General features: G+C 72.6%; 21 protein-coding genes. 7 read left to right on the top strand and 14 right to left on the bottom strand.

All coding sequences use genetic code 11. The annotated features are described in order from the left end of the window. Nucleotides 1–91: 91 nt before the first annotated feature. The 9 genes from ACFYW3_RS22310 to ACFYW3_RS22350 form a co-directional block, all read right to left on the bottom strand. Nucleotides 92–196, bottom strand: coding sequence for a DUF6893 family small protein (locus ACFYW3_RS22310; protein ID WP_371591520.1), 105 nt, complete (start codon nt 194–196; stop codon nt 92–94). Further along, nucleotides 193–702 (bottom strand): hydrogenase maturation protease, encoded by a 510-nt coding sequence (locus tag ACFYW3_RS22315; RefSeq protein WP_389387069.1) that lies wholly within the window; start codon nt 700–702, stop codon nt 193–195. Before ACFYW3_RS22315 ends, ACFYW3_RS22310 begins: the two co-directional genes overlap by 4 nt. After that, a complete protein-coding gene (locus ACFYW3_RS22320; RefSeq protein ID WP_389387070.1) occupies nt 699–2,198 on the bottom strand; it encodes a hypothetical protein in 1,500 nt (499 codons plus the stop codon). Before ACFYW3_RS22320 ends, ACFYW3_RS22315 begins: the two co-directional genes overlap by 4 nt. After that, nucleotides 2,195–2,917: a DUF6084 family protein gene (locus ACFYW3_RS22325; RefSeq protein ID WP_351758463.1), complete on the bottom strand. Its 723-nt coding sequence runs from the start codon at nt 2,915–2,917 to the stop codon at nt 2,195–2,197. The genes ACFYW3_RS22320 and ACFYW3_RS22325 overlap by 4 nt, the downstream gene beginning before the upstream one ends. Further along, nucleotides 2,914–3,582: a DUF5947 family protein gene (locus tag ACFYW3_RS22330; protein WP_351758466.1), complete on the bottom strand. Its 669-nt coding sequence runs from the start codon at nt 3,580–3,582 to the stop codon at nt 2,914–2,916. The genes ACFYW3_RS22325 and ACFYW3_RS22330 overlap by 4 nt, the downstream gene beginning before the upstream one ends. Then, nucleotides 3,579–4,100, bottom strand: a complete 522-nt coding sequence (locus ACFYW3_RS22335; RefSeq protein WP_389387071.1) for a hypothetical protein — start codon at nt 4,098–4,100, stop codon at nt 3,579–3,581. Before ACFYW3_RS22335 ends, ACFYW3_RS22330 begins: the two co-directional genes overlap by 4 nt. Then, nucleotides 4,097–5,881 carry a nickel-dependent hydrogenase large subunit gene (locus tag ACFYW3_RS22340; protein WP_351758472.1) on the bottom strand — a complete coding sequence of 595 codons (1,785 nt, stop codon included), beginning with the start codon at nt 5,879–5,881 and terminating at the stop codon, nt 4,097–4,099. Before ACFYW3_RS22340 ends, ACFYW3_RS22335 begins: the two co-directional genes overlap by 4 nt. Before the next feature lie 110 nt (nt 5,882–5,991). Then, nucleotides 5,992–7,047, bottom strand: a complete 1,056-nt coding sequence (locus ACFYW3_RS22345) for a hydrogenase expression protein HypE (protein ID WP_266953002.1) — start codon at nt 7,045–7,047, stop codon at nt 5,992–5,994. 65 nt (nt 7,048–7,112) lie between these two features. Beyond that, a complete protein-coding gene (locus ACFYW3_RS22350; RefSeq protein WP_389387072.1) occupies nt 7,113–8,885 on the bottom strand; it encodes an enoyl-CoA hydratase-related protein in 1,773 nt (590 codons plus the stop codon). A 262-nt stretch (nt 8,886–9,147) separates the two neighbouring features. Between ACFYW3_RS22350 and ACFYW3_RS22355 the strand changes: the two genes are divergently transcribed. Continuing rightward, nucleotides 9,148–9,291, top strand: a complete 144-nt coding sequence (locus ACFYW3_RS22355) for a hypothetical protein (RefSeq protein WP_266952998.1) — start codon at nt 9,148–9,150, stop codon at nt 9,289–9,291. A gap of 29 nt (nt 9,292–9,320) precedes the next feature. Here ACFYW3_RS22355 and ACFYW3_RS22360 read toward each other — a convergent pair whose 3' ends face one another. Next, on the bottom strand, nt 9,321–9,677 hold the full coding sequence (locus ACFYW3_RS22360) for a hypothetical protein (RefSeq protein ID WP_351758477.1): 357 nt from the start codon (nt 9,675–9,677) through the stop codon (nt 9,321–9,323). Nucleotides 9,678–9,789: 112 nt separating this feature from the next. Further along, a complete protein-coding gene (locus ACFYW3_RS22365; RefSeq protein WP_351758480.1) occupies nt 9,790–11,280 on the bottom strand; it encodes a glutamate synthase subunit beta in 1,491 nt (496 codons plus the stop codon). Nucleotides 11,281–11,497: 217 nt separating this feature from the next. Here ACFYW3_RS22365 and ACFYW3_RS22370 point away from each other — a divergent pair, with 217 nt between their 5' ends. The 5 genes from ACFYW3_RS22370 to ACFYW3_RS22390 are packed head-to-tail and all read left to right on the top strand — an operon-like array spanning nt 11,498 to nt 18,760. Further along, nucleotides 11,498–12,982 (top strand): aldehyde dehydrogenase family protein, encoded by a 1,485-nt coding sequence (locus ACFYW3_RS22370; protein ID WP_351758482.1) that lies wholly within the window; start codon nt 11,498–11,500, stop codon nt 12,980–12,982. A gap of 14 nt (nt 12,983–12,996) precedes the next feature. Then, nucleotides 12,997–14,562 carry a GMC oxidoreductase gene (locus ACFYW3_RS22375; protein WP_351758485.1) on the top strand — a complete coding sequence of 522 codons (1,566 nt, stop codon included), beginning with the start codon at nt 12,997–12,999 and terminating at the stop codon, nt 14,560–14,562. Then, nucleotides 14,559–15,668, top strand: coding sequence for a glycine betaine/L-proline ABC transporter ATP-binding protein (locus ACFYW3_RS22380; RefSeq protein ID WP_351758487.1), 1,110 nt, complete (start codon nt 14,559–14,561; stop codon nt 15,666–15,668). Before ACFYW3_RS22375 ends, ACFYW3_RS22380 begins: the two co-directional genes overlap by 4 nt. Before the next feature lie 46 nt (nt 15,669–15,714). Beyond that, nucleotides 15,715–17,769, top strand: coding sequence for an ABC transporter permease subunit (locus ACFYW3_RS22385; RefSeq protein ID WP_351758489.1), 2,055 nt, complete (start codon nt 15,715–15,717; stop codon nt 17,767–17,769). Between the two features lies 1 nt (nt 17,770). Next, nucleotides 17,771–18,760 (top strand): ABC transporter substrate-binding protein, encoded by a 990-nt coding sequence (locus ACFYW3_RS22390; protein ID WP_389387073.1) that lies wholly within the window; start codon nt 17,771–17,773, stop codon nt 18,758–18,760. Nucleotides 18,761–18,873: 113 nt separating this feature from the next. Here the strand turns inward: ACFYW3_RS22390 and ACFYW3_RS22395 are convergent, their stop codons facing one another. The 3 genes from ACFYW3_RS22395 to ACFYW3_RS22405 all read right to left on the bottom strand — a co-directional run bounded on the left by ACFYW3_RS22395 (nt 18,874) and on the right by ACFYW3_RS22405 (nt 21,033). Next, nucleotides 18,874–19,125: an EF-hand domain-containing protein gene (locus ACFYW3_RS22395; RefSeq protein ID WP_351763543.1), complete on the bottom strand. Its 252-nt coding sequence runs from the start codon at nt 19,123–19,125 to the stop codon at nt 18,874–18,876. 142 nt (nt 19,126–19,267) lie between these two features. Continuing rightward, nucleotides 19,268–20,521: a hypothetical protein gene (locus ACFYW3_RS22400; RefSeq protein ID WP_389387074.1), complete on the bottom strand. Its 1,254-nt coding sequence runs from the start codon at nt 20,519–20,521 to the stop codon at nt 19,268–19,270. An 89-nt stretch (nt 20,522–20,610) separates the two neighbouring features. Further along, complete coding sequence (locus ACFYW3_RS22405) at nt 20,611–21,033, bottom strand: MerR family transcriptional regulator (protein ID WP_389387075.1); 423 nt, start codon at nt 21,031–21,033, stop codon at nt 20,611–20,613. A gap of 66 nt (nt 21,034–21,099) precedes the next feature. Between ACFYW3_RS22405 and ACFYW3_RS22410 the strand changes: the two genes are divergently transcribed. Continuing rightward, complete coding sequence (locus ACFYW3_RS22410) at nt 21,100–22,203, top strand: alkene reductase (protein WP_389387076.1); 1,104 nt, start codon at nt 21,100–21,102, stop codon at nt 22,201–22,203. Nucleotides 22,204–22,257 lie beyond the last annotated feature (54 nt).

Below are 22,257 nucleotides of genomic sequence, written 5' to 3' on the forward strand. Positions count from 1 at the left end.
AGGCGGGGGACGGTACGGGCGGGCACGCCGACGCGCCGCACGCCCCGTACGCCATTCGGGCGCCGGGGCGTGCGAGGGGGTGCGGGAGGCGTCACATCCTGCGCATCCGCAGGTAACGCTTGATGTCGGGGGCGACCAGTACGGCCACCGTGAACAGGGCGGCCAGGGCCACGCCGCAGAGGACTTCCTTCTTCATTTGGTTCTCTCCTCCGTTGTCACCAGGTCTTCCCGGGCCAGTCCCACGAGCGTCCGCACGGCCTCCGGGACCGCGGCGGCCACGGGGCCGCTGAGGCCCATGCCCTCCTCCACGGAGGCGGGTTCGCAGCCGAGCACCAGCGTGCGTCGGGGCGGGGTGCCGCCCGTTCCCTCGCAGAGGGTGCCCAGCAGTGCGAGGACCGCGTCGGGCGACATGTGGTGGCCGTCGAGCACGGCGCCGCCGATCGGGGCGCCGGCGTGCTCGTCGACCTCGATGAGGTACAGCGTGCCGGGCTCGCCGCCGCGCGCGGTGGCGTCCACCAGCACGAGGGTGTCGTAGCCGTCGAGCAGTTGGTAGGCGAGGTGTACTCCGCGCACACCGAAGTCCACCACCTCCACATGCTCCGGCAGGTGGTGCGCGGACAGGGCGCGCACCACCTCGACACCGAATCCGTCGTCGCCGAGGAAGACGTTTCCGATCCCCGCGATCAGGGTCGCGCCGCTCACGTGTCCTCCAGGGGGCTCACGTCGCCCGAGGGCCCCTCCGGGGCGGTCACCTCGTCGGGTTGGAAGTAGAGGAAGCGGCCCTGCTCGCGCCTGATGTCGGCGCCGGGATCGTCCTCCACCGTGACGGCGAGGTGCACTCCCCCGTCCACGTCGTGCAGCACGGCCTCGACGCGGGCGCGGCGGCCGTGGAGGAACACGTCCTGCGCGTCGGTGCGCCGCAGGCCCGGCCGCAGCAGCACGCGGCTGCCGACGTCCACCGGTACGCCGTCCACGAGGACGGGCTCCCGGGCGTGGTCGACGGGGTCCGCGTGGGCGGGGTCCCACCAGGGGGTGTCGGGGCGGAACACGGCCTGGTCCTCGAAGGGTTCGAGGCCGGTCGGGGTGTCCACCGGGATGTCGGGGTCGGTGATCTCCCGCAGGCCCCGCACCGCGCCGTGCAGCCGTTCGAGGACCTCGGGCGGCATGGATTCGGCGAGGTCGATCACGGCTGCGGCCCTCGGGTCGGTGCCGCGTGCCTCGCGCTTCTCCCGGTCCGTCAGGGCGGCGGTGCGCAGCGCGAGGATCTCGTCGATCTCGGTGGCGTCGTACATGGCGCCGATGCTCTCGGGGGCGATTCCGGGGTGGTCCTCCAGGATGATCGGGGAGGAGAGCACCACGTCGGCGCGGCCGGGCTCGCCGGCGAGCACGGGCCAGGTCTGTCGGTTGACGCAGGCGGCGACGGCGCCCTTGGCCCATTCGGGCGGGTCGGTCATCGACAGGAAGGAGCCCTTGTCGAGGCCGAGCAGGAGGTGCGCGGCGACGAGTGAGCGGGGCAGCGCGGCGTCGCGATCGGCGCCGTTCTCGTCCGGTGTCCACGCGCTGGTGTTCTCCACCACCGCGGTCAGCTTCCAGGCGCGGTAGGCGCAGTCGAGTTCGCTCGCGCGCAGTCGGACGACCGCTTCGATGTTCTCGGTGCGGCGCAGCAGCCGGCCGACGGTCCGGCCGTCCGCGTCGTGGACGTCCTCGGTCTCCTCGCGTGCGGGCCGGGTGACGGGGACCAGTACGCCCTCCCCGGCGAGGTCGGCCACGTCCACGGTCATCTCCACGCGTTCCTCGGTTCCCTCGTCCCAGGGGACGAGGACCCGGTCCTCGAGGTGCAGCTCCGTCACGTCGGTGAACGATCCGTCCGGTCGGGCCTGTTGGACGGTCCGCCGTTGGGCGTGCAGGAAGCGGAGTTCGACGGCGAGCGTCGCGTTGCCCTTCGGCTCCATCAGGATCTCGGTCTGTTGGAGGCAGTGCTCCTCGTGCGCGGGAGCCCAGGCGGGCGGTACGAGGACGCCGAACTGCCACCGCAGGCGGTTCTTGGCCGCCGAGGCCCGGTAGGGGTAGAGCACGTACCCCTCGAAGAGCACGGCGTCGGCCACCTGCCGGGCGATCGCGAAGCGGGCTTCGAGGGCGGACGTTCCCGCCGCGCCGGCCGTCGTGGTGGTGACGGTCGTTCCGGTGGTCGTCGTCACGGCGCGGCCGTCCTCTCGGCGGGGCGCGGCGGCAGGGCGCCCGCCCGGAAGCGTTCCTGCGGTGAGGGTTTCGCGTCCGGGACGACGGCCGAAACCGCCGCCGCGTCCAGGAGGGCCCGTACGGTGGCCTCCCAGGACGCCAGGGCGTGTCGGGAACGGTAGGCGAGCAGTTCGTCCATGGTGTCGCGGGGCAGTCTGAGCCATCCGCAGCCGGGGAAGTGCTGCTCGATCATCTCCTGCCAGACCGCGACCGGCATGCGGTACGAGGCTTCGCGGTCCCAGGGGACGGGCTCGACGTGGAAGCCGCCGGCGCCGGTGAACGCGGTGCCGGAGAACAGCATGAGCAGGGGTGCCTCGCCGTCCTCCAGGGCGCCGAGGTAGCGGCTCGCCGCGATGTCCATGTCGTAGGTGCAGGGCACCACCAGGTCGATCTCGGTGGACCCGGTGAAGCTGGGCACCATGAGGGTGACCTGCGCGAACTGGACGGGCAGGAGGGTGTTGCCCCACCGGGAGCGTTCCCCGAACAGGTCGGCGAGGCCCTCGGCCTCGGTCGGTCCGTAGCCGCGTCGGGCCGGTTCGATGCGGATCTGGCAGCGCAGGGCGAGGGCGTGGATCCGGGTCTGCTCGGTGGCGGTGATGGCCAGCCGGAAGACGAGGGTGGGGCCGGCGGCGTACGGGTCGGCCCGTACGCCGGTGCAGGTGAAGCCGAACTCCGTCACGGCCGCGCCTCCTTCACCGGGGTCTTGGCGCGGCGCTCGACCTGTTCGAAGAAGGCCGCGAGGGCGGCGCGCGCCTCGGACCCGCCGTCGAAGCCATGCCACAACAGGCGCATGCGGCCGACGAGTTCGTAGCAGATGTCGATGGGTACCAGGTGGCAGTCGGTCCGCCCCTCGGCGCGCCGCAGCAGGAGCGCCTCGACGTCCGGTTCGAGCAGCGCGGACAGCGGGTTGCCGCCGAGCGCGGTCTGCCAGGTGGCGGGGTCGAGTTCGCTCTCGGTGGCGCCGGCGGGGCTGGGGTACAGCGCGACGAGTCGGTCGAGTGCGGCGTTGCGGAAGAAGAACGCGACGCTGACCGGGATCTGGAGTTGTTCCCACACCCCGTCGTCGAGCGGGTGGTCGGGGTCGGTGAGGTACCGGTTCGGGACGGCGCGGTAGCGTCCGGTCGCCGCGCCGGGTCGGTCGAACAGCAGGGCGCAGGCCGTGCAGGCGCACACCAGGGCGCGCTTCTCGATCTCGACCAGGTGGCGGTGCCCGTCCTCGGCGACCGCGACCCCGCACAGTTCACAGGTCTCGGGGCGGGGGGCGCGCGGCCCGGCGAACCGGCGCAGGCCGCGCGGTCCGCCGGTCCGTGCGGCGGGCGGTGCCCAGCCCTGTGACGCGCTCACGAAACCCGCGCCGGGCTGGTGTTCGGGCGGACGCCGATCTGCAGCAGCGGCTGCTGCGGTGCGGCCTCTTCCATCCGGACCTCGGTCACCTCGGGTGCGAAGGACGCCAACGCGTCCTCGACGGCCTGCCGGCCGCCGTCGTCGCCACCTCCGCAGCCGCAGCCGGAACTCGGGGCGGAGCGCAGGCGCAGCACGCCCGTGCCCTCGTCGAAGCCGACCAGTTCCACGGGTTCCCGTACGGCCGCCAGGGCGCGCGCGATCCGGGTGTGGGCGTCCTCGGGGTGCAGGTCGTGCAGGGCCAGCAGCCCGGAGACCAGCTCGTCGTCGAGGAGCGTGGCGAGGGCCTGGTCGTCGAGGCGGGTGGTGATGCTCGCCAGCCCGGCGCCGTAGAGGTCCATGAGCACGCGCACCAGTTCCTCGGCCGCCGCGCACACCTCGCGGTCGCCGGTGGCCGCCAGCCGGTCCAGGACCTCCTCGACCCGCAGGCCCGCCCGGCGGGCGTCGGTGGGGGCGCTCATCCGCCCAGTCCGCTCAGTCCGGTGGGAACGTGCATCTGCTTGATCGTCTTGCCGCCGCCGACGTACATGTGGACTCCGCACGGCAGACAGGGGTCGAAGCTGCGCACGGCGCGCATGATGTCGATGCCCTTGAAGTTCTCCGGGGTGTTCTCCTCGAAGATGGGCGTGTTCTGCACGGCGTCCTCGTACGGTCCGGGGGTGCCGTAGGTGTCGCGGGTGCTGGCGTTCCACGGGGTCGGCGGGTAGGGGTGGTAGTTGGCGATCTTGCCGTCGCGGATCACCATGTGGTGCGAGAGGACGCCGCGCACCGCCTCGGTGAAACCGACCCCCAGGCCCTCGTCGGGAACCTCGAACTTCTCCCAGGTCTGGGTGCGTCCGGCGCGTACCTCGGCGAGGCCCTTCTCGGCGCAGTGCAGCGCGATGGCCGCCGCGTAAGCCTGGAAGTACGTGCGGGCGCGGTTGCGCTCCAGCGCGTTGCTCCACTTCGGGATCTTCCACTCGAAGCGGGTCTCGGGCTTGGTCATCGTGCGCGGCAGGGTGATGACCACGCTGTGGCCGGTGGCCTGGACGTAGTCGGTGTTCACCAGGCCGGACAGGGCCGTGGACCACAGGCGGGCCAGGGGGCCGCCGCCGGTGTCGAGGGGGAGGTGGTCCTTGCCGTCGAACCAGCGGGGGGACATCACCCAGCTGTACTTGTCGTCGAAGTCGCGCTTCTGCGGCGCGGGGATGGTGTGCTGGTTCCAGGGGTGGCGGGCGTCGACCGGGTTCCCGAGCGGGTCGTGGGTGACGAACTTCTCCTGGCCCTGCCAGTCGTCGTAGTACGAGCTGCCGAGCAGGATCCGGATGCCGAGATTGATCTCGGTGAGGTCGTTGGTGACCAGCTTGCCGTCGACGACGACGCCCGGGGTGACGAACATCTTCCGTCCCCAGTCGGTCATGTTGGCGTACGTGAAGTCACAGTACTCCGGGTCGTTGAGCGCGCCCCAGCAGCCCAACAGCACGCGTCGGCGGCCTACTTCCTCGTAGCCGGGCAGCGCCTCGTAGAAGAAGTCGAACAGGTCGTCGTGGAGCGGGACGACGCGCTTCATGAACTCGCAGTACCGCATGAGGCGGCTCATGTAGTCCGTGAAGAGCTGGACGGAGGCGATGGTGCCGACGCCACCCGGGTAGAGGGTGGAGGGATGCACGTGGCGCCCTTCCATCAGGCAGAACATCTCACGCGTGTACCGGCTGACCTGGAGGGCCTCGCGGTAGAACTCGCCCTCCAGGGGGTTGAGGGAGCGCATGATGTCGGCGATGGTCTTGAAGCCGTGTTCTCCGGCGTGCGGGGCGGGCGTGCGCTCGGCCAGCTCCAGGACGCCGGGGTTGGTCTCGCGGACCATCTTCTCGCAGTAGTCGACCCCGACCAGGTTCTCCTGGAAGATGTTGTGGTCGAACATGTACTCCGCGGCCTCGCCCAGGTTGATGATCCACTCGGCGAGGTGGGGCGGCTTCACCCCGTAGGCCATGTTCTGCGCGTACACCGAACACGTGGCGTGGTTGTCGCCGCAGATCCCGCAGATGCGGCTGGTGATGAAGTGCGCGTCGCGGGGGTCCTTGCCGCGCATGAAGACGCTGTAGCCGCGGAAGACCGACGAGGTGCTGTAGCACTCCGCCACGCGCTTCTGCTTGAAGTCGATCTTCGTGTGGATGCCGAGACTGCCCACGATCCGGGTGATCGGATCCCAGGACATCTCCACCAGGCCGCTGCCGTCTCCGGCCGCCTTCGTCTTCGGTGCCATCGTGTCTGCCGTGACCCTTCTTCGGTGGGGGTGTTGAAGGTTCTCGCGGATGCCGAGTGCTCTCGCGGGGTTCGGACCCGCGGCTTACGGGTGGAGTGCGCGGGGAGGGGTCACCACGGCGGCCGGTAGCCGGTGGTCAGCCGCTCCCCCGGGTTGCGCCACTTCGGTTCCTGGTCGACGGTGTGCGCCGTCACCGCGCGGAGCTTTCGGATCACCGCGCCGTAGATCCCGCTGGCGGTGGCGGACACCTTGCCGCCGGGGGGCTCGTCCATGAAGGGCATGAACTTGTCCGGGAAGCCCGGCATGGTGCAGGCGATGCAGATGCCACCGACGTTGGGGCAGCCGCCGATGCCGTTCATCCAGCCGCGCTTGGGCACGTTGCACTTGACCACGGGACCCCAACACCCCAGCTTGACCAGGCACTTCGGGGAGTCGTAGGTCTCCGCGAACTGGCCCTGCTCGTAGTAGCCGGCCCGGTCGCAGCCCTCGTGGACGGTGGCGCCGAACAGCCAGGTGGGGCGTAGCTTGTCGTCGAGCGGGATCATCGGGGCCGAGCCGGCCGCCTGGTACAGCAGGTAGGTGAGGGTCTCGGAGAAGTTGTCCGGCTGGATGGGGCAGCCCGGGACGCACACGATGGGGATCCCCGCCTTGGACTTCCAGTCCCAGCCGAGGTAGTCGGGCACGCCCATGGCGCCGGTCGGGTTGCCCTCCATCGCGTGGATGCCGCCGTACGTGGCGCACGTGCCGATGGCCACCACGGCGAGGGCCTTGGGGGCCAGCCGGTCCAGCCACTCGCTGGTGGTGATGGGCTGGCCGGTCAGCGGATCGTCGCCGAAGCCGCACCAGTAGCCCTCGGGCTTGATCTTCTCGTTCGGGATGGACCCCTCGACGACCAGCACGAAGGGGTCGATCTCACCGCGCTCGCCCTTGAAGAACCACTCGATGAAGGTGTCGGCGCCGCCGACGGGTCCGCACTCGAAGTCGATGAGGGGCCAGTGCACGGCGATCTTCGGCAGACCGGGCAGCACGCCCATCACGATCTCTTCGATGCTGGGCTGCATCGCTGCCGTCAGGGACACCGAGTCGCCGTCGCAGCTCAGCCCCGCGTTGATCCAGAGGATGTGGATCGGGGGGTCCTCTACCGTGGTCGGCGTTGCTGCATCCATGAGGATGCCTCCTTGGGGAGGTATGCGGGGAGGTGGGGGTGGCGTCCGCGGGTGGGCCGACGCCCTCACCCTTCTTGGTAACAGGGCTCCGATGCGGGTGGGCTGTCATGCGCGGCCATTGCGGTGACGTCGCCGCGCCGGCTTGACGCCGGGTGGGCGAGGTGCGGCGGGGTCCCGATCGCGGGTTCCTTGCGTACGAAGGCCCTGCGCAGTGCGTGGTGGGGGGCGTCCGGGTCGAGGAACGTGGCCCGCATCCGGGTCAGTTCCGCCTCCCGGTGGGCGGCGAGCGGTCTGACGGCCTCGTCGCGGTCGCGGGCCGCCTTCTTCTCCGCGATCCGGGACGAGGTGGCGGGCGAGTCCGCCAACAGTCCCGCGAGGCGGGCCGTCTCGGCGGCGAACGCGTCGGGGGCGCAGGGCACCGTGCGGTCGATCAGGCCGAGGCCCTCGGCGGCGGCTGCGCTCAGCGGCAGGGCGTCGGTGGTGAGCCGCTGCGCGACGGCGGCGCCCACACGGCGGGGCAGGGTGTACGTCCAGTACTCGGATCCGTACAGGCCCATCAGCCGGTAGTGCGGGTTCAGCACGACTCCGGTGCGGCACCAGACCTCGTCGGCGGCGAGGGCCAGCATGGCCCCTCCGGCGGCGGCGTTCCCGCCGAGTGCGGCCACGACGAGGCGGTCGGTGGTGGTCAGGACGGCCTCCACGAGGTCGTCCATGGCCTGGATGTTCGCCCAGGACTCGGCGGCGGGGTCGTCGGCCGCCTCGATGACGCCGAGGTGGATCCCGTTGGAGAAGAAGTCCCGTCCGCCGCCGAGCACCAGCACGGACGTGGGGCGCGAGCACGCGGCGCGGTAGGCGTGCAGCAGGCGGCGGCAGTGGTCGGTGGCCATGGCGCCGCCGGGGAAGGAGAACGACAGGAAGCCGACCCGGCCCTCCTCGCGGTATCCGATGCCGCCCGGGGCGCCGGCGCCGTGCGATCCGTCCGGCAGGTCGGACGCGGGTGCGGCGGGCAGTTCGGGCAGGGGCGGCAGTCGGTCGGCGAGGGCCAGGGTGGCGGGCAGTTTGACCGGAGCGGGCTGCCCGGGCCGGCGTCGGGCCCGGAGTTCGGGGATCCAGACGGCGCCGTCGGTCGTCGCCCGGCAGACGGCACCGTCACGGGTGGCCAGCAGTTCGCCGGGTCGGCCGCGCAGCTCGTGCTCGGGGCGGCCGCCGTGCAGGTACCAGGCGCCGCCGAGCAGGTCGTCGAGTACGCCGGGCCGGGAGTCGGCCGCGCGGAGCGTGCGCAGGACCCGCTCGGTCGGATCCGTCTCCCAGTCGATCCGGCGGTCCTCCTGGCCCAGGTAGGGCCGGGTGTGGTGGGTGGTCTGGGGCCGCGGGGCGTACGTACCGGAGGCGAAGCGTTCCACCGCGGTCAGCACCGCCCGCAGGGCGGCGTCCGCGATCTCGCCCCGGTAGAGGTCGCTCTTGGCCACCTCGGGCAGGGGGCAGTCGGCGAACGCCCAGACGTCGCCGGCGTCCATCTCGCCGGTGGCCTGGAGGACGGTGACGCCCCACCGGTCGGCCCGGTCGAGGATCGCCCGGTCCAGCGAGGAGGGGCCCCGGTCCCCGACGGGTCCCGGGTGCACGATCAGGCAGGTGTGGGCCGCCCAGACCTCCCGGGGCAGGGCCGTCGTCAGCATCGGCGCGACGATCAGGTCGGGTCGGTGGCGGCGCACCGCGTCGGCGAGGGGGACGCCGGGCGCGGCCAGCTCGACGGCGACACGGTGACCGTGGTCCCGCAGCTCCGCGTGGACGCGCTGGGTCAGGCTGTTGAACGCGCTCGCCACCAGCAGGATGTGCACACCGTCTCCCCGCGACCAGCCGCCTCGGCGGACCGTGGCCGGGCATCCCGGCCGCCTGCGATCGTCGGGCACGCCGGAGCCGATGACGCGGCACGAAGCGCCGACGTCACTCGAAAGCGGGCGGAGCGCGCCGCCACCTGGTGGCCGGCCCACAGCGCGTCGTTCCGCGCGGCGCCAAACCCGGCCGCGACCGGCGACGAATCATCAGTGGGTACGGCGTACCGACCACGAGGCCGGAGGCCGGACCGGGACGGTGAGGACCATGACGGACGAGGCGTTCGAGGAACTCCTGATCGAGGCGCGCGCGGAGGCGCGGCGGGTGTGTCTGCCGCCTGCCGAACCGACCGGGGAACCGGACTTCGCGCTCAGGACGCAGCACGCCGAGTTCGGGGCCTCGGAGCACTGATCGTGTCGGTCTTCAACCGGTCCGGTCCGTCAGGGAGAGACCTCGGTGTGGCCGCACACCCACGCCAGGGCGTCGTGCACCCCCTGGGTGTAGTCGAGCGGGAGGGTCCTCAGCGGGCCCGCCTCCAGTTGCACCGTGGCGGCGTCCACCTCGGCCGTCAGCAGGTCCATGTCGGGCGTGCTCTCGGCCACGGCGCCCGTGACCGGGGCGCCGTCGCCCCGGCCCAGGGCCCACTGGTAGCCGGTCAGGGCGCCCTTGGAGAGCTGGGTCGCCCCGTGCGGTCCGAGGCTGTCGGCCTCCAGCGCGTCGTGGCGCTCCTCGACCTCGGCGCGGGGTCGGGTCCCGATACGGTCCGAATCGAACTGATCTGTTCGCTGCGTGGTCATACCACTATGTCTGTCCGTCGGACGGGCATTGATGTGCATGCGTGCACAGCACACATGCGTGCACACCCCATGCGTGCGCGGCGCGCCACACGCGTGCGCGGCGCGCCCCGGCTCATGTCAGCAGCGGCCGGTCCCGCGCGCGGACCGGGGCCTGGAGGGCGGTGCCGCCCGTCAGGTAGCGGTCGACCGCGGCGGCGACCGAGCGGCCCTCCGCGATCGCCCACACCACGAGGGACTGCCCGCGCCCGGCGTCGCCCGCCACGAACACCCCGTCCGTCGGCCGGGAGGGGCCGCCGAGCGCCGCGAAGTCGTCGTCCCGCGCGAAGTTTCCCCGCTCGTCCCGGAGGAGACCGAGCTGCTCGCCCAGACCACAGGCCTTCTCGGGCCCCGAGAAGCCGAGCGCCAGCAGCACCAGCCCGGCCTCGATCACCCGCTCGGTGCCGGGCAGGGCGCCGCGTCGCGCGGGTTCCACCCCGGTCAGGCGCAGGGCCCGTACCCGGCCGGTCGCGTCGCCTTCGAAGTGCAGGGTGGCGCAGGAGAAGGCCCGGGGATCGGCGCCGTGGCGTCCGCGTGCCTCCTCGTGGGCGTGGGAGATCCGGTAGACCTTCGGGTACACGGGCCAGGGCTGGGTGTCGGGCCGGGTGGGGCCGGGCTCGGGGTTGATGTCGAGCTGGACCACCGACAGGGCGCGCTGGCGCAGGGCCGTGCCGAGGCAGTCGGAGCCGGTGTCCCCGCCCCCGACGATCACCACGTGCCGTCCCGCGGCGGTGACCTCGGGTTCCGCGATGTCGCCCTCGACGACCCTGTTCGCGCCGGTCAGGTAGTCCATGGCCTGGTGGATGCCGCGCAGCTCCCGACCCGGTACGGTCAGCTCCCTGCGCTCCATGGCGCCGACCGCGACGACGACGGCGTCGTACCGCCTGCGGAGGTCGGCCCCGTCGACCCGACCGCCGATGTCGCTGTCCGTACGGAAGACGGTGCCCTCGGCCCGCATCTGTTCGACGCGGCGGTCCAGGTGCGATTTCTCCATCTTGAACGCCGGGATGCCGTAGCGGAGGAGTCCGCCGATCCGGTCGGCCCGCTCGTGGACGACGACGGTGTGTCCGGCGCGGGTGAGCTGCTGGGCGGCGGCGAGGCCGGCGGGGCCGGACCCTATGACCGCGACGGTCTTGCCGCTGAGCCGGCCGGGCGGCGCCGGGACGGTGTAGGCGTGCGCCCACGCCTGGTCGGCGATGGTCTGCTCGACGTTCTTGATGGTCACCGCGTCGGCGTTGATCGTCAGGACGCAGGCGTCCTCGCAGGGGGCCGGGCAGAGCCGGCCGGTGAACTCGGGGAAGTTGTTCGTCGCGTGCAACCGGTCGGAGGCGGCCCTCCAGGCGCCGTGGGCGGCGTACGCGTTCCACTCGGGGATCAGGTTCCCGAGCGGGCAGCCGGCGTGGCAGAACGGGATCCCGCAGTCCATGCACCGGTTCGCCTGCTCGGACACCAGGGGCAGCAGCGCCTGCCCGGAGTGGACCTCGCGCCAGTCGCCGAGCCGTTCGTCCGCGGGGCGCGCCGGGACGGGGCTGCGGGGCGTCCTGAGGAAGCCGAACGGATCGGTCATGCGCCGCCTCCAGGATTCACGCGCGGATACGGCGGTTCGACCAGGTTACGCCGCCTTTGTCGGTGTTTCCCGGGAGCCGGAAACGGGTGCTCCCGACGTGACACCGGTCACTTCCCGTGACGCAGGGGACATGACCTCGCCTCCCGGGGGAAGGCGGGCCCCACTGCACCATCACCGCGGGTCCGCCGCGGTGCGGAAATCGGAGGTACAGCGCGTCGTGTCGGAGCAACTGAGCATTCACACAGCCGGAAAGTGGCGGTCCGCGTCGACGGGCGCCACGAGGGAGATCCTGGATCCCGCCGACGGCACCGTGCTCGCGGTGGTCGCCGAGGGCAGCGCCGCCGACGCCGACGCGGCCGTCAGCGCCGCCCGCGCCGCCTTCGACGGCGGCGAGTGGCCGCAGACCCCGGTGGCCGAGCGCGCCGAGGTGCTGCGCCGCACCGCCGACCTCCTCCAGCGCGACCGGGAGCGGATCGCGCTCCTGGAGAGCCTGGACGCCGGCAAGACCCTGGAAGAGGGTCGCGTGGACGTGGACTGCGTCAGCGCCGCCTTCCGCTACTTCGCCGACCTCGTCATCGGAGAGGGCGGCGGCCGGGTCGTGGACGCCGGCTCCGCCGACATCCACAGCGTGGTCGTGCACGAGCCGGTCGGGGTGTGCGCCCTGATCACGCCGTGGAACTATCCGCTGCTCCAGGCGAGCTGGAAGGTGGCCCCGGCGCTGGCCGCGGGCAACACCTTCGTGATCAAGCCCAGCGAGCTCACCCCGCTGAGCACCGTCGTCCTCGTCGAACTGCTGGTCGAGGCCGGGCTGCCGGCAGGCGTCGCCAACCTGGTGACCGGCGCCGGGGACCCCGTCGGCGCCCGCCTCTCGGCCCACCCCGACGTCGACCTCGTGTCGTTCACCGGCGGACTCGCCAGCGGCACGAAGGTCGCGCACGCCGCGGCCGACACCGTCAAGAAGGTCGCCCTCGAACTCGGTGGCAAGAACCCCAACGTCGTCTTCGCGGACGCCTGCGCCACCACCGACGGCTTCGACACCGCCGTCGACCAGGCCCTGAACGCCGCCTTCATCCACAGTGGCCAGGTCTGTTCGGCCGGATCGCGGCTGATCATCGAGGAGTCGGTGCGGGACCGCTTCGTCGCCGAACTCGCCCGTCGCGCCGAGAAGATCCGCCTCGGTCGCGGCACCGACGCGGGCGTCGAGTGCGGCCCGATGGTCTCCGCCGCGCAGCGGGAACGGACCGAGTCGTTCGTCGCCTCCGCCCTCGCCGAGGGCGCCGTGCTGCGCGCCGGCGGCGAACGCCCCGAGGGTCCGGGCAACTTCTACCGTCCGACCGTGCTGGACCACTGCGACCGCGGGATGCGCGTCGTGCGCGAGGAGGTCTTCGGTCCGGTCCTGACCGTGGAGACGTTCCGCACCGAGGACGAGGCCGTGGCCCTGGCCAACGACACCGAGTACGGGCTCGCGGGCGCCGTGTGGACCTCCGACCAGGGCCGCGCCCGCCGGGTGGCGGGCCGACTGCGCCACGGCACCGTATGGATCAACGACTTCCACCCCTACCTCCCGCAGGCGGAGTGGGGCGGTTTCGGGAAGTCCGGTGTCGGGCGCGAGCTCGGACCGTCGGGTCTCGCCGAGTACCGCGAGACGAAGCACGTCTACCAGAACCTGGCGCCGCGCCCCGTGCGCTGGTTCGCGGGCTGAAAGGGAGCATCTTCATGACGACGCACACGGACCTCGGCCAGAACGTCGCCGAGGAAACCATTCAGGAGTACGACTACGTCATCGTCGGCGGCGGCACCGCCGGCTCGGTGATCGCCGCCCGGCTGACGCAGGACCCGAACGTCACGGTCGCCGTCATCGAGGGCGGGCCGAGCGACGTCGACCGTCCGGACGTCCTCACCCTGCGCCGCTGGATGGGCCTGCTCGGCGGGGACCTCGACTACGACTACCCCACCACCGAGCAGCCGCGCGGCAACTCGCACATCAGACACAGCCGCGCCCGCGTCCTCGGCGGCTGCTCCTCGCACAACACCCTGATCGCGTTCAAGCCGCTGCCGTCCGACTGGGACGAGTGGTCGGACGCGGGCGCCGAGGGCTGGCACTCCGCCGCCATGGACCCGTACTTCGACCGGCTGCTGAACAACATCGTCCCCGTCGGCGAGGCCGACCGGAACGCCATCGCCCGCGACTTCGTGGACGCGGCCGAGCACGCGCTGGGCGTCCCCCGCGTCGAGGGCTTCAACGCGAAGCCGTTCCACGAGGGCGCCGGGTTCTTCGACCTCGCCTACCACCCGGAGACCAACAAGCGTTCCTCCGCCTCGGTGGCCTACCTGCACCCGATCATGGACGTGCGGGAGAACCTGACCCTGCTGCTGGAGACCTGGGCGTACCGGCTGGAGCTGGAGGGCACCCGGGCGCGCGGGGTCCACGTACGGTCCCAGGACGGCACCCGGTCGCTGCTGCGGGCCCGCCGCGAGGTCGTGGTGTGCGCGGGCGCGGTCGACACCCCCCGGCTGCTGCTGCACTCCGGCATCGGCCCGCGCGAGGAACTGGAGGCGCTCGGCATTCCCCCGGTCCACGACCTCCCCGGTGTCGGCGAGAACCTCCTGGACCACCCGGAGTCGGTGATCGTGTGGGAGACGGACGGTCCGATCCCCGAGAACTCGGCGATGGACAGCGACGCCGGCCTGTTCGTGCGGCGCGATCCCGCGTCCGCGGGTCCGGACCTGATGTTCCACTTCTACCAGGTCCCCTTCACCGACAACCCGGAGCGCATCGGCTACGAACGCCCCGCGCACGGAGTGTCGTTGACCCCTAACATCCCGAAGCCGCGCAGCCGCGGCCGGCTGTACCTGACCAGCGCGGACCCCGAGGTGAAGCCCGCCCTGGACTTCCGGTACTTCACGGACGACGAGGACTACGACGCCCGCACCCTGGTCGACGGCATCAAGATCGCCCGCGAGATCGCGGCGACGGAACCGCTGGCCGGATGGCTCAAGCGCGAGGTGTGCCCCGGCCCGGACATCACCGGTGACGAGGAGCTCAGCGCGTACGCACGCTCCGTCGCCCACACCGTCTACCACCCCGCGGGCACCTGCCGCATGGGGGCGGCGGACGACCCCGGGGCCGTCGTGGGCCCGGACCTGAGGGTCCGGGGCCTGGACGGGATCCGGATCGCGGACGCGTCGGTCTTCCCGACGATGCCCGCGGTCAATCCGATGATCGGAGTGCTCATGGTCGGCGAGAAAGCCGCCGAGCTGCTGGGAGGCGCCACGCGATGAACCCGAAAACGCACACCACCGACGAGAGCTCCAACGGATCGACCCCCGACACCCGACCGCCGGTGTTCGCCGTCGACGGCCTCTGGAAGGTCTTCGGCCCCCGCGCCGCGGCGGCCAAGGTGCCCGGATCCGCCCACGCCGGCCTGTCCCCCGCCGAGCTGCGCGAACGCACCGGCTGCACCGCCGCCGTCCGTGATGTCAGCTTCGACGTCCGCAGGGGCGAGGCCTTCGTGGTCATGGGCCTGTCCGGCTCCGGCAAGTCCACGCTCGTCCGCTGTCTGACCCGCCTGATCGAGCCCACCGCGGGCTCCCTCTCCATCGACGGCGAGGACGTGCTGGCCATGGACCGGGCCAGGCTGCGGGAGCTGCGCCGGCACCGCGCCGCCATGGTCTTCCAGCACTTCGGCCTGCTCCCCCACCGTTCGGTGCTGGACAACGTCGCCTACGGCCTGGAGATCCAGGGGATGGGCCGCGCCGAACGGCGCGCCAAGGCCGCCGAGATGACCGCCAAGGTCGGGCTCGAAGGCCTGGAGGAGCGCCGCCCCGGCGAGCTGTCCGGTGGCCAGCAGCAGCGCGTCGGCCTCGCCCGCGCCCTCGCCGCCGACCCCGAGGTCCTGCTGTTCGACGAACCGTTCAGCGCCCTGGACCCGCTGATCCGCCGGGAGATGCAGGAAGAGGTGGCCCGCCTGCACCACGAGGAGGGCCGCACGATGGTCTTCATCACCCACGACCTGTCCGAGGCCCTGCGCCTCGGTGACCGGATCGCCCTCATGCGCGACGGTGAGATCGTGCAGCTCGGCACGCCCGAGGAGATCGTCGGTTCCCCCGCCGACGACTACGTGCGGGACTTCGTCCGCGACGTGCCGCGCGAGCAGGTGCTCACCGTGCGCAGCGCCATGCGTCCCGCGTCCGCCGCCGAGGCCGAGCACGGCCCGGCGCTGAACCCGACCACCACCGTCGTCGACGCCATCGAGGCCGTGGCCCGCAGCGGCGGCCCCGCGCGGGTCGTCGACCAGGGCCGCTGTCTCGGCGTGGTCGACGACGCGGCGCTGCTCGCCGTCGTCGCCGGGATACCCGCCCCCCGGATCGGTGAGGTGGCCGCATGAGAACGAGCGCCGCCCGCAACGTCCCCGCGCCCCGGCGGTGGTGGCGATGACCTCCACCACGACGCCCGTGCGCGAGCCCGCCTCGTCGCCCGCGCCGAGGGACACCACGCCGCCCACCGGCGGTTCGTCCCCCTCCCGCGACGGCTCCTCGCCCCGTCGACCCGGGTCCCGGTTCCCCTTCCGTGTCGGTCGCCGGGTCCTGCCCCTCGCCGTCGCCGCGGCCGCGGTGATCGCGCTCGGGGTCCTGTTCCCCGGCGCGGGCAGTTGGCCCGGCGCCCTGGCCGTGGACCTGTCGGGTCCGCTCGGCCGGGCCGGCGACTGGATCATCGACCACCGTGACAGCCACCCGCTGTTCCTCTACTTCTTCGGGCACGTCAGCAACGTGGTCGTGGTGTCCGTCCGTGCCGTGTACGTGGTCCTGCTCGCCGCCGGTTGGACCGGAGTCACCGCGCTGGCCGGGCTCGTCGCCTGGCGTCTCGCCGGTGCCCGGCTCGCCCTGACGTCGATGGCCGCCTTCGCGGTCTGCGGCCTGCTCGGCATGTGGATCCCCACCATGCAGACCCTGGCCCTGATGGTCGTGGCGGTCGCCGCGTCCGTCGTCGTCGGCGGGCTGCTCGGCCTGGCCGCCGGGCTGTCGCCGCGCACCGAGCGCGTCCTGCGCCCCGTGCTCGACACCATGCAGATCCTGCCCGCGTTCGCGTACCTGCTTCCGATGGTGCTGGTCTTCGGCATCGGGGTGCCCGCCGCCGTGCTCGCCACCGTCGTCTACGCCGCCCCGCCCATGGCGCGCCTGACCGCGCTCGGTCTGCGCGACGCCGACGCCGGGGTCATGGAGGCCGCCGCCTCGCTCGGCGCGACCGGCCGCCAGCGGCTGCTGACCGCGCGCCTTCCGCTGGCGCGCCGGCAGATCCTGCTCGGCGTCAACCAGGCCATCATGATGGGCCTGTCCATGGCCGTCATCGCCTCCGTGATCGGTGCGGGCGGCCTCGGCGACCGGGTCTACCAGGCCCTCGCCTCCGTCGACGTCGGCGCGGCGCTCGCCGCGGGCATCCCGATCGTGCTGCTGGCCGTCGTCCTCGACCGCACGGCCGACGCGGCGGGTGCCCGGCTCGGCACCAACCCGCCCCGGGCCGCCGAGCAGCACTTCCTGCGGCGCGTCTTCGCGGGCTGGTACGGGCGTCTGCTCTGCCTCCTCGCGGTCGTCGCGGTGGCGGTGGCCGGACGGATGCTGGGCACCTCGCAGTGGCCCGGCTCCTGGACCGTGTCCCTGGCGGACCCCGTCAACCGGGCCGTGGCCTGGATGACCGACCACCTCTACTCCGGGGTTCCCGTCGTCGGCGGCACCGCCGACTGGGCGGCCCGTTTCACCGGCTGGCTCCTGGACCCGCTGCGCTCCGGACTCCAGGCCGCCCCGTGGTGGCTGCTCCTGCTGCTGGTCGGCGCGATCGGCGTCCTGGTCGGTACCCGGCGCACCGCGCTGACCGCCGTGCTCGCCCTGGCCGCCATCGGCGTCCTCGGTGTGTGGGAACCCGCGCTGGACACGCTCTCGCAGGTGCTCGCCGCCGTCGCGGTGACCCTGGTGCTCGGCTTCGCGATCTCCGTCGGCGCTGCCCGCAGCGCCCGCGCGGAGCGGCTGTTGCGGCCCGTGCTCGACGTGTGCCAGACGATGCCCCAGTTCGTGTACCTGATCCCGGTCGTCGCGCTCTTCGGTGTGGGCCGCGCCCCGGCGGCGGCCGCCGCCGTCGTGTACGCGCTGCCCGCCGTCGTCCGCATCACCACGCAGGGGCTGCGCGAGGTCAACCCGGCCGCGATGGAGTCCGCCCGCTCCCTCGGGGCGACCGGCTCCCAGCAGTTGCGGCAGGTACAGCTTCCCCTGGCCCGGCCCGCGCTGTTGCTGGCCGTCAACCAGGCCGTCGTCCTGGTCCTCGCCGTCGTCATCATCGGCGGTCTGGTCGGCGGTGGCGCCCTCGGCTACGACGTCGTCCTGGGCCTCGCCCAGGGTGACCTGGCCACCGGACTGGTCGCGGGTGCCGCGATCGTCTGCCTGGGCCTGATGCTCGACCGTGTCACCCAGCCCGCGACGAAGACGAAGGAGGCCTGAGATGCCCGAGACGCGAACCCTTCCCGTGAGACGTACCCGCCGACGGATCGTCGCCGCGCTCGCCGCGGCGAGCACCCTGGCCGTCGTCACCGGCTGCGGAGCCGCCGACATGACCCGCCAGGCGTCCCCGTACGCGGCCGCCCAGGGCTCCAAGACGGTCACGCTGTCCGTGCAGTCCTGGGTCGGCGCGCAGGCCAACACGGCCGTGGCCGGCTACCTGCTCGAACACGAGCTGGGCTACCGGGTCGACACCGTCCAGGTGGACGAGGTGCCCGCGTGGGACGCCCTCAGTCAGGGCCGGGTCGACGCGATCCTGGAGGACTGGGGCCACCCCGAGCAGCAGAAGCGGTACGTCGAGGACAAGAAGACCATCGTGGGCGGCGGTGACCTCGGGGTCACGGGCCACATCGGCTGGTTCGTCCCGACGTACTTCGCGAAGCAGCACCCGGACGTCACCGACTGGAAGAACCTCGGCAAGTACACCGACCAACTGCGCACGCCCGAGAGCCGCGGCAAGGGTCAGCTGATGGACGGCTCGCCCTCGTACGTGACGAACGACAAGGCGCTGGTGAAGAACCTGAAGCTGGACCTGGAGGTGGTCTTCGCCGGTTCCGAGGCCGCCCAGATCACCCAGATCAAGCAGTTCGCCAAGGAGAAGAAGCCCTTCCTGACGTACTGGTACAAGCCCCAGTGGCTCTTCGAGCGGGTTCCGATGACCGAGGTGAAGCTGCCCGAGTACAAGGAGGGCTGCGACGCCGACCCCGAGAAGGTGGCCTGCGCCTACCCGCACACTCCGTTGCAGAAGTACCTGAACGCGCGGTTCGCGGACGGCGGCGGGAAGGCCGCCGGGTTCCTGAAGAAGTTCCACTGGACCGTGGAGGAACAGAACGAGGTCGCCCTGATGATCGCCGAGGAGAAGTTGTCGCCTCAGCAGGCGGCGAAGAAGTGGGTGGAGCGGAACGAGGACGTCTGGCGTCCCTGGGTCCGCTGACCCCTCCCGGGTTCGCGACGGCGCCCCGCCACCGGAGTTCCGGTGGCGGGGCGCCGTCGTGTCGCGTGCTCCCGGTGGCGGGGGCCGCCCGTGCCGGGGGCCCCGATGCCCGGCTACCAGCCGAAGCGGCGGTCGGCCTCCCGCTCGAACTCCTCGAACGTCAGCACCCCGTCGCCGTCGAGGTTGGCCCGGTCGAAGAGGGCCGACGAGGCGTCGACGTCACTGACGCCCCAGAAGGGCAGGTCACCGGTGGAGGCGAGGGTGGGGCCCTTCGTCCGCAGGGCCGAGATGACCTCGACGCGCGTCAGGACGCCGTCGCTGTCGAGATCGAGTGCGTCGAAGAGCTTGCGGGCCTTCTCGCTCATGACGTCGTCCTTTCCGCAGGAGGGGGCGGGTACGGAGGTCCGGTCCGCCGGACCGACAGCCTATGGCCCCCTCCGCGCGCCGCGGCGGCCCGGTCCCCCGTGGCCCCGAACCCGCTCGACGCGGCCGATGCGACCGACGCGATCAGTGCGGGCGGGCGGCCCGCACGGCGCCCGGGGCGACGGCCGGCGCGTGGGTCGGGGATCCCTCGAACCGTGCCAGGTAGCCGCGGCGCAGCAGGTTCTCGTAGAGGTGGTCCAGCACGCCGGCCGGCGCGTGGATCCGGGCCTCGCAGCGGGCCGTGCCGCGGCTGTCGGTGACGGCCGTGCACAGCGTGCGTTCGCGCCCGGCGTCGCTGAAGATCACCGTCCGACCGGGTACGGGGGCGCCGTGGGCGGTGGTCAGGGTGCCCGAGAGGCCCTTGACCGTCAAGGCCCGGGGGTCGGATTCCCGCCGTGCGGTGGCGTCAGTGGTCCGCAGCCGGGTCGGGGCGGGCGGGATCGCCAGGCCGGTGGGGGTGTTCAGGCCGGTGATGGGCAGGGTGCTCTGGCCGCCGCCGTTCGGGGCGAGGCGCACGACCCGGTTGTTGAAGGCGTCCGCGACGTAGAGGTTGCCGCGCGCGTCGAGGGCCAGCCCCAGCGGGTCGTTGAGCCCGACGGCGGGGACCGTGCTCTGGCCGCCGCCGGCCGCCACCCGCACCACCCGGTTGTTGCCGGTGTCGGACACGTACAGGTTCCCCCGGGGGTCCAGTACGATCCCGGCCGGCTGGGAGAGACCGGTGGTGGGGACGGTGCTCTGACCGCCGCCGGCCGCGGCCAGTCTCACGACGCGGTCGTTGACGAAGTCGGAGACGTAGAGGGTGCCCTGGGCGTCGAAGGCGAGGCCCCACGGGTGCAGCAACCCGCTGGTGGGGACGGTGCTCTGACCACTGCCGTCGGCGTGCACCTTGACGACGCGGTCGTTGAAGCTGTCGGCGATGTACAGGTCGCCCGCGTCGTCCAGGGCCAGCCCGATGGGGCGGGACAGTCCGTCGGTCGGGACCGTGGTCTGGGGCCCTCCGTCGGAGGGGATGCGTACCACCCGGTTGTTGCCGGTGTCGGAGACGTACAGGTCGCCCGCCGCGTCGGCGACCATGCCGGTGGGGCGGACCAGGTCGGTGGTGGGGACCGTGCTCTGACCGCCGCTGCCGTCGGCCGGCGCCTTCAGGACCCGGTTGTTGCCGTAGTCGGAGACGTACAGCGGGGCGGGGACGGCCCCGACGGCGGGGTCGGAGGCGGTCGCCGCGGCGACCGGGCCGAACCCGAACGCGCAGAGGGTCGCCAACACGAGCACGGATCCGAGCCGCCGGCCGGCGCCGGCCGGCCGCCGAAGGGTCTCGGGAACTGCGGAACGGGGCACGGCGCACCTACCTGTCATGATCGTCCGGCCGCCGAGGCTAGACCCCGGACCGTCCCCGTCCCCGGGCACCACGCCACGGCCCGACGGCCTTACACACGGACGGCAGGCGTACCGGCCTGCGTGCCCGCTCCCGCGCCCGGTGCCGCTTCGGCCTTCGCGCCCGAAGCCGCGTCGATCGCCTCGTCCAGGACCTCCCGGGTACGGAGCAGGTCGGTGATCAGCCCGTCGATGCGCTGCCGCTCGGTGCGCAGCTCGTCCACCAGCTTCGGCGTGGCGCGCCCCGACGGGCCGCCGTCCGCGTCGCGCAGGCACGGGAGCAGCTCGGCGATCTTCCTGCTGTGGAGGCCGGCCGCGAAGAGCGCCTGGATGCGGATGACTCGGTCGACCGCCCAGTCCCCGTAGTCGCGATGGCCTCCGGGGGTTCGGCCGGGAGTGAGCAGCCCTTGCGTCTCGTAGTAGCGCAGCGACCTCTCGCTCACTCCGGTGGCCCCCGCCAGTTCACCGATCCGCATGCCCCATCTCCTCTGCATCTTCACGGACTTGAACCTGACACTGATGTCAACTCCTACGGTACGGCCATGACGATCACACCGGGGGATTCCCGACTCCTCGAACCCGCCCGACTGGGCGACCTGCGGCTCCCGAACCGTCTGGTGATGGCGCCGATGACACGCAACCGCGCCGAGGCCGACGGCACTCCGGGGCCCCTGGTGGCCACGTACTACGCCCAGCGCGCCTCGGCCGGGCTGATCATCGCCGAGGCGTCCACACCGAACGCGGTCGGGCAGACGTACCCGAACATCACGGCGATCCACACGGACGCCCACGTCGCCGGGTGGCGGGCCGTGACGGAGGCCGTCACCGGGGCCGGCGGCCGGATGTTCCTCCAGCTCCAGCACGGCGGGCGGGTGGGCCACCCCGACAACAGCGGTCACACGCCCGTCGCGCCCTCACCCGTGCCGCTCCCCGAGCCCATCCACACCCCGACCGGCATCCGGCCCGCGGTCACTCCGCGCGAGATGACCGTCGCCGAGATCCACTCCACATCCGCCGACTTCGCCGAGGCCGCCCGCAGGGGCGTCGACGCGGGGTTCGCCGGGGTCGAGGTCCACGCCGCCAACGGGCATCTCCTGCACCAGTTCCTCGCCGGGAACACCAACCGGCGCACCGACGCCTACGGCGGGCCCGTCGCCCACCGCATCCGCTTCGTCCTGGAGACCGTCGAGGCGGTCACGCGCGCGATCGGCGCCCACCGGGTCGGCATCCGCCTCGCGCCCGGCTCGATCTTCAACGGCATCGACGAGGGAGACGAGACCGCCGATCTCTACCGCGCTCTCGTCGCCGCGCTTCCACGGGACCTCGCCTACGTCCACGTCGTGTTCGCCGATCCCGACGACGAGGTCTTCCGGCGGATCCGCGAGGACTGGAAGGGCCCGCTGATCGCCAATCCGCTCCTCGGCTGGGGCGTACCCCTGCCCACCGACGGGGGCGCCGCGGAGGGCGAACGCCTCCTCGCTGCCGGAGCGGACCTCATCGCGCTCGGCCGCGCCTTCATCGCCAACCCCGACCTGGTCGCGCGACTGCGCCGGGGCGCGCCCCTCAACCCGCTCCAGGACCACGGCCTGATGTACGCGGGGGGCGCGTCCGGCTACACCGACTACCCCACCCTGGGCGACGCCTGAGCGGCGAGGCCGGTCGGGCCCACCCGGGCCGGATCCGCGGATCCGGCCCGGGTG

The organism is Streptomyces sp. NPDC002602 (assembly GCF_042889445.1).
In the GTDB taxonomy this organism is placed as follows: domain Bacteria; phylum Actinomycetota; class Actinomycetes; order Streptomycetales; family Streptomycetaceae; genus Streptomyces.

Bases quoted from the DNA above. Each gene is read 5' to 3' on its own strand.
- ACFYW3_RS22310 (WP_371591520.1), bottom strand. From the start codon at position 196: ATGAAGAAGGAAGTCCTCTGCGGCGTGGCCCTGGCCGCCCTGTTCACG.
- ACFYW3_RS22335 (WP_389387071.1), bottom strand. From the start codon at position 4,100: ATGAGCGCCCCCACCGACGCCCGCCGGGCGGGCCTGCGGGTCGAGGAG.
- ACFYW3_RS22340 (WP_351758472.1), bottom strand. From the start codon at position 5,881: ATGGCACCGAAGACGAAGGCGGCCGGAGACGGCAGCGGCCTGGTGGAG.
- ACFYW3_RS22345 (WP_266953002.1), bottom strand. From the start codon at position 7,047: ATGGATGCAGCAACGCCGACCACGGTAGAGGACCCCCCGATCCACATC.
- ACFYW3_RS22355 (WP_266952998.1), top strand. From the start codon at position 9,148: ATGACGGACGAGGCGTTCGAGGAACTCCTGATCGAGGCGCGCGCGGAG.
- ACFYW3_RS22360 (WP_351758477.1), bottom strand. From the start codon at position 9,677: ATGACCACGCAGCGAACAGATCAGTTCGATTCGGACCGTATCGGGACC.
- ACFYW3_RS22365 (WP_351758480.1), bottom strand. From the start codon at position 11,280: ATGACCGATCCGTTCGGCTTCCTCAGGACGCCCCGCAGCCCCGTCCCG.
- ACFYW3_RS22375 (WP_351758485.1), top strand. From the start codon at position 12,997: ATGACGACGCACACGGACCTCGGCCAGAACGTCGCCGAGGAAACCATT.
- ACFYW3_RS22380 (WP_351758487.1), top strand. From the start codon at position 14,559: ATGAACCCGAAAACGCACACCACCGACGAGAGCTCCAACGGATCGACC.
- ACFYW3_RS22385 (WP_351758489.1), top strand. From the start codon at position 15,715: ATGACCTCCACCACGACGCCCGTGCGCGAGCCCGCCTCGTCGCCCGCG.
- ACFYW3_RS22390 (WP_389387073.1), top strand. From the start codon at position 17,771: ATGCCCGAGACGCGAACCCTTCCCGTGAGACGTACCCGCCGACGGATC.
- ACFYW3_RS22395 (WP_351763543.1), bottom strand. From the start codon at position 19,125: ATGAGCGAGAAGGCCCGCAAGCTCTTCGACGCACTCGATCTCGACAGC.
- ACFYW3_RS22405 (WP_389387075.1), bottom strand. From the start codon at position 21,033: ATGCGGATCGGTGAACTGGCGGGGGCCACCGGAGTGAGCGAGAGGTCG.
- ACFYW3_RS22410 (WP_389387076.1), top strand. From the start codon at position 21,100: ATGACGATCACACCGGGGGATTCCCGACTCCTCGAACCCGCCCGACTG.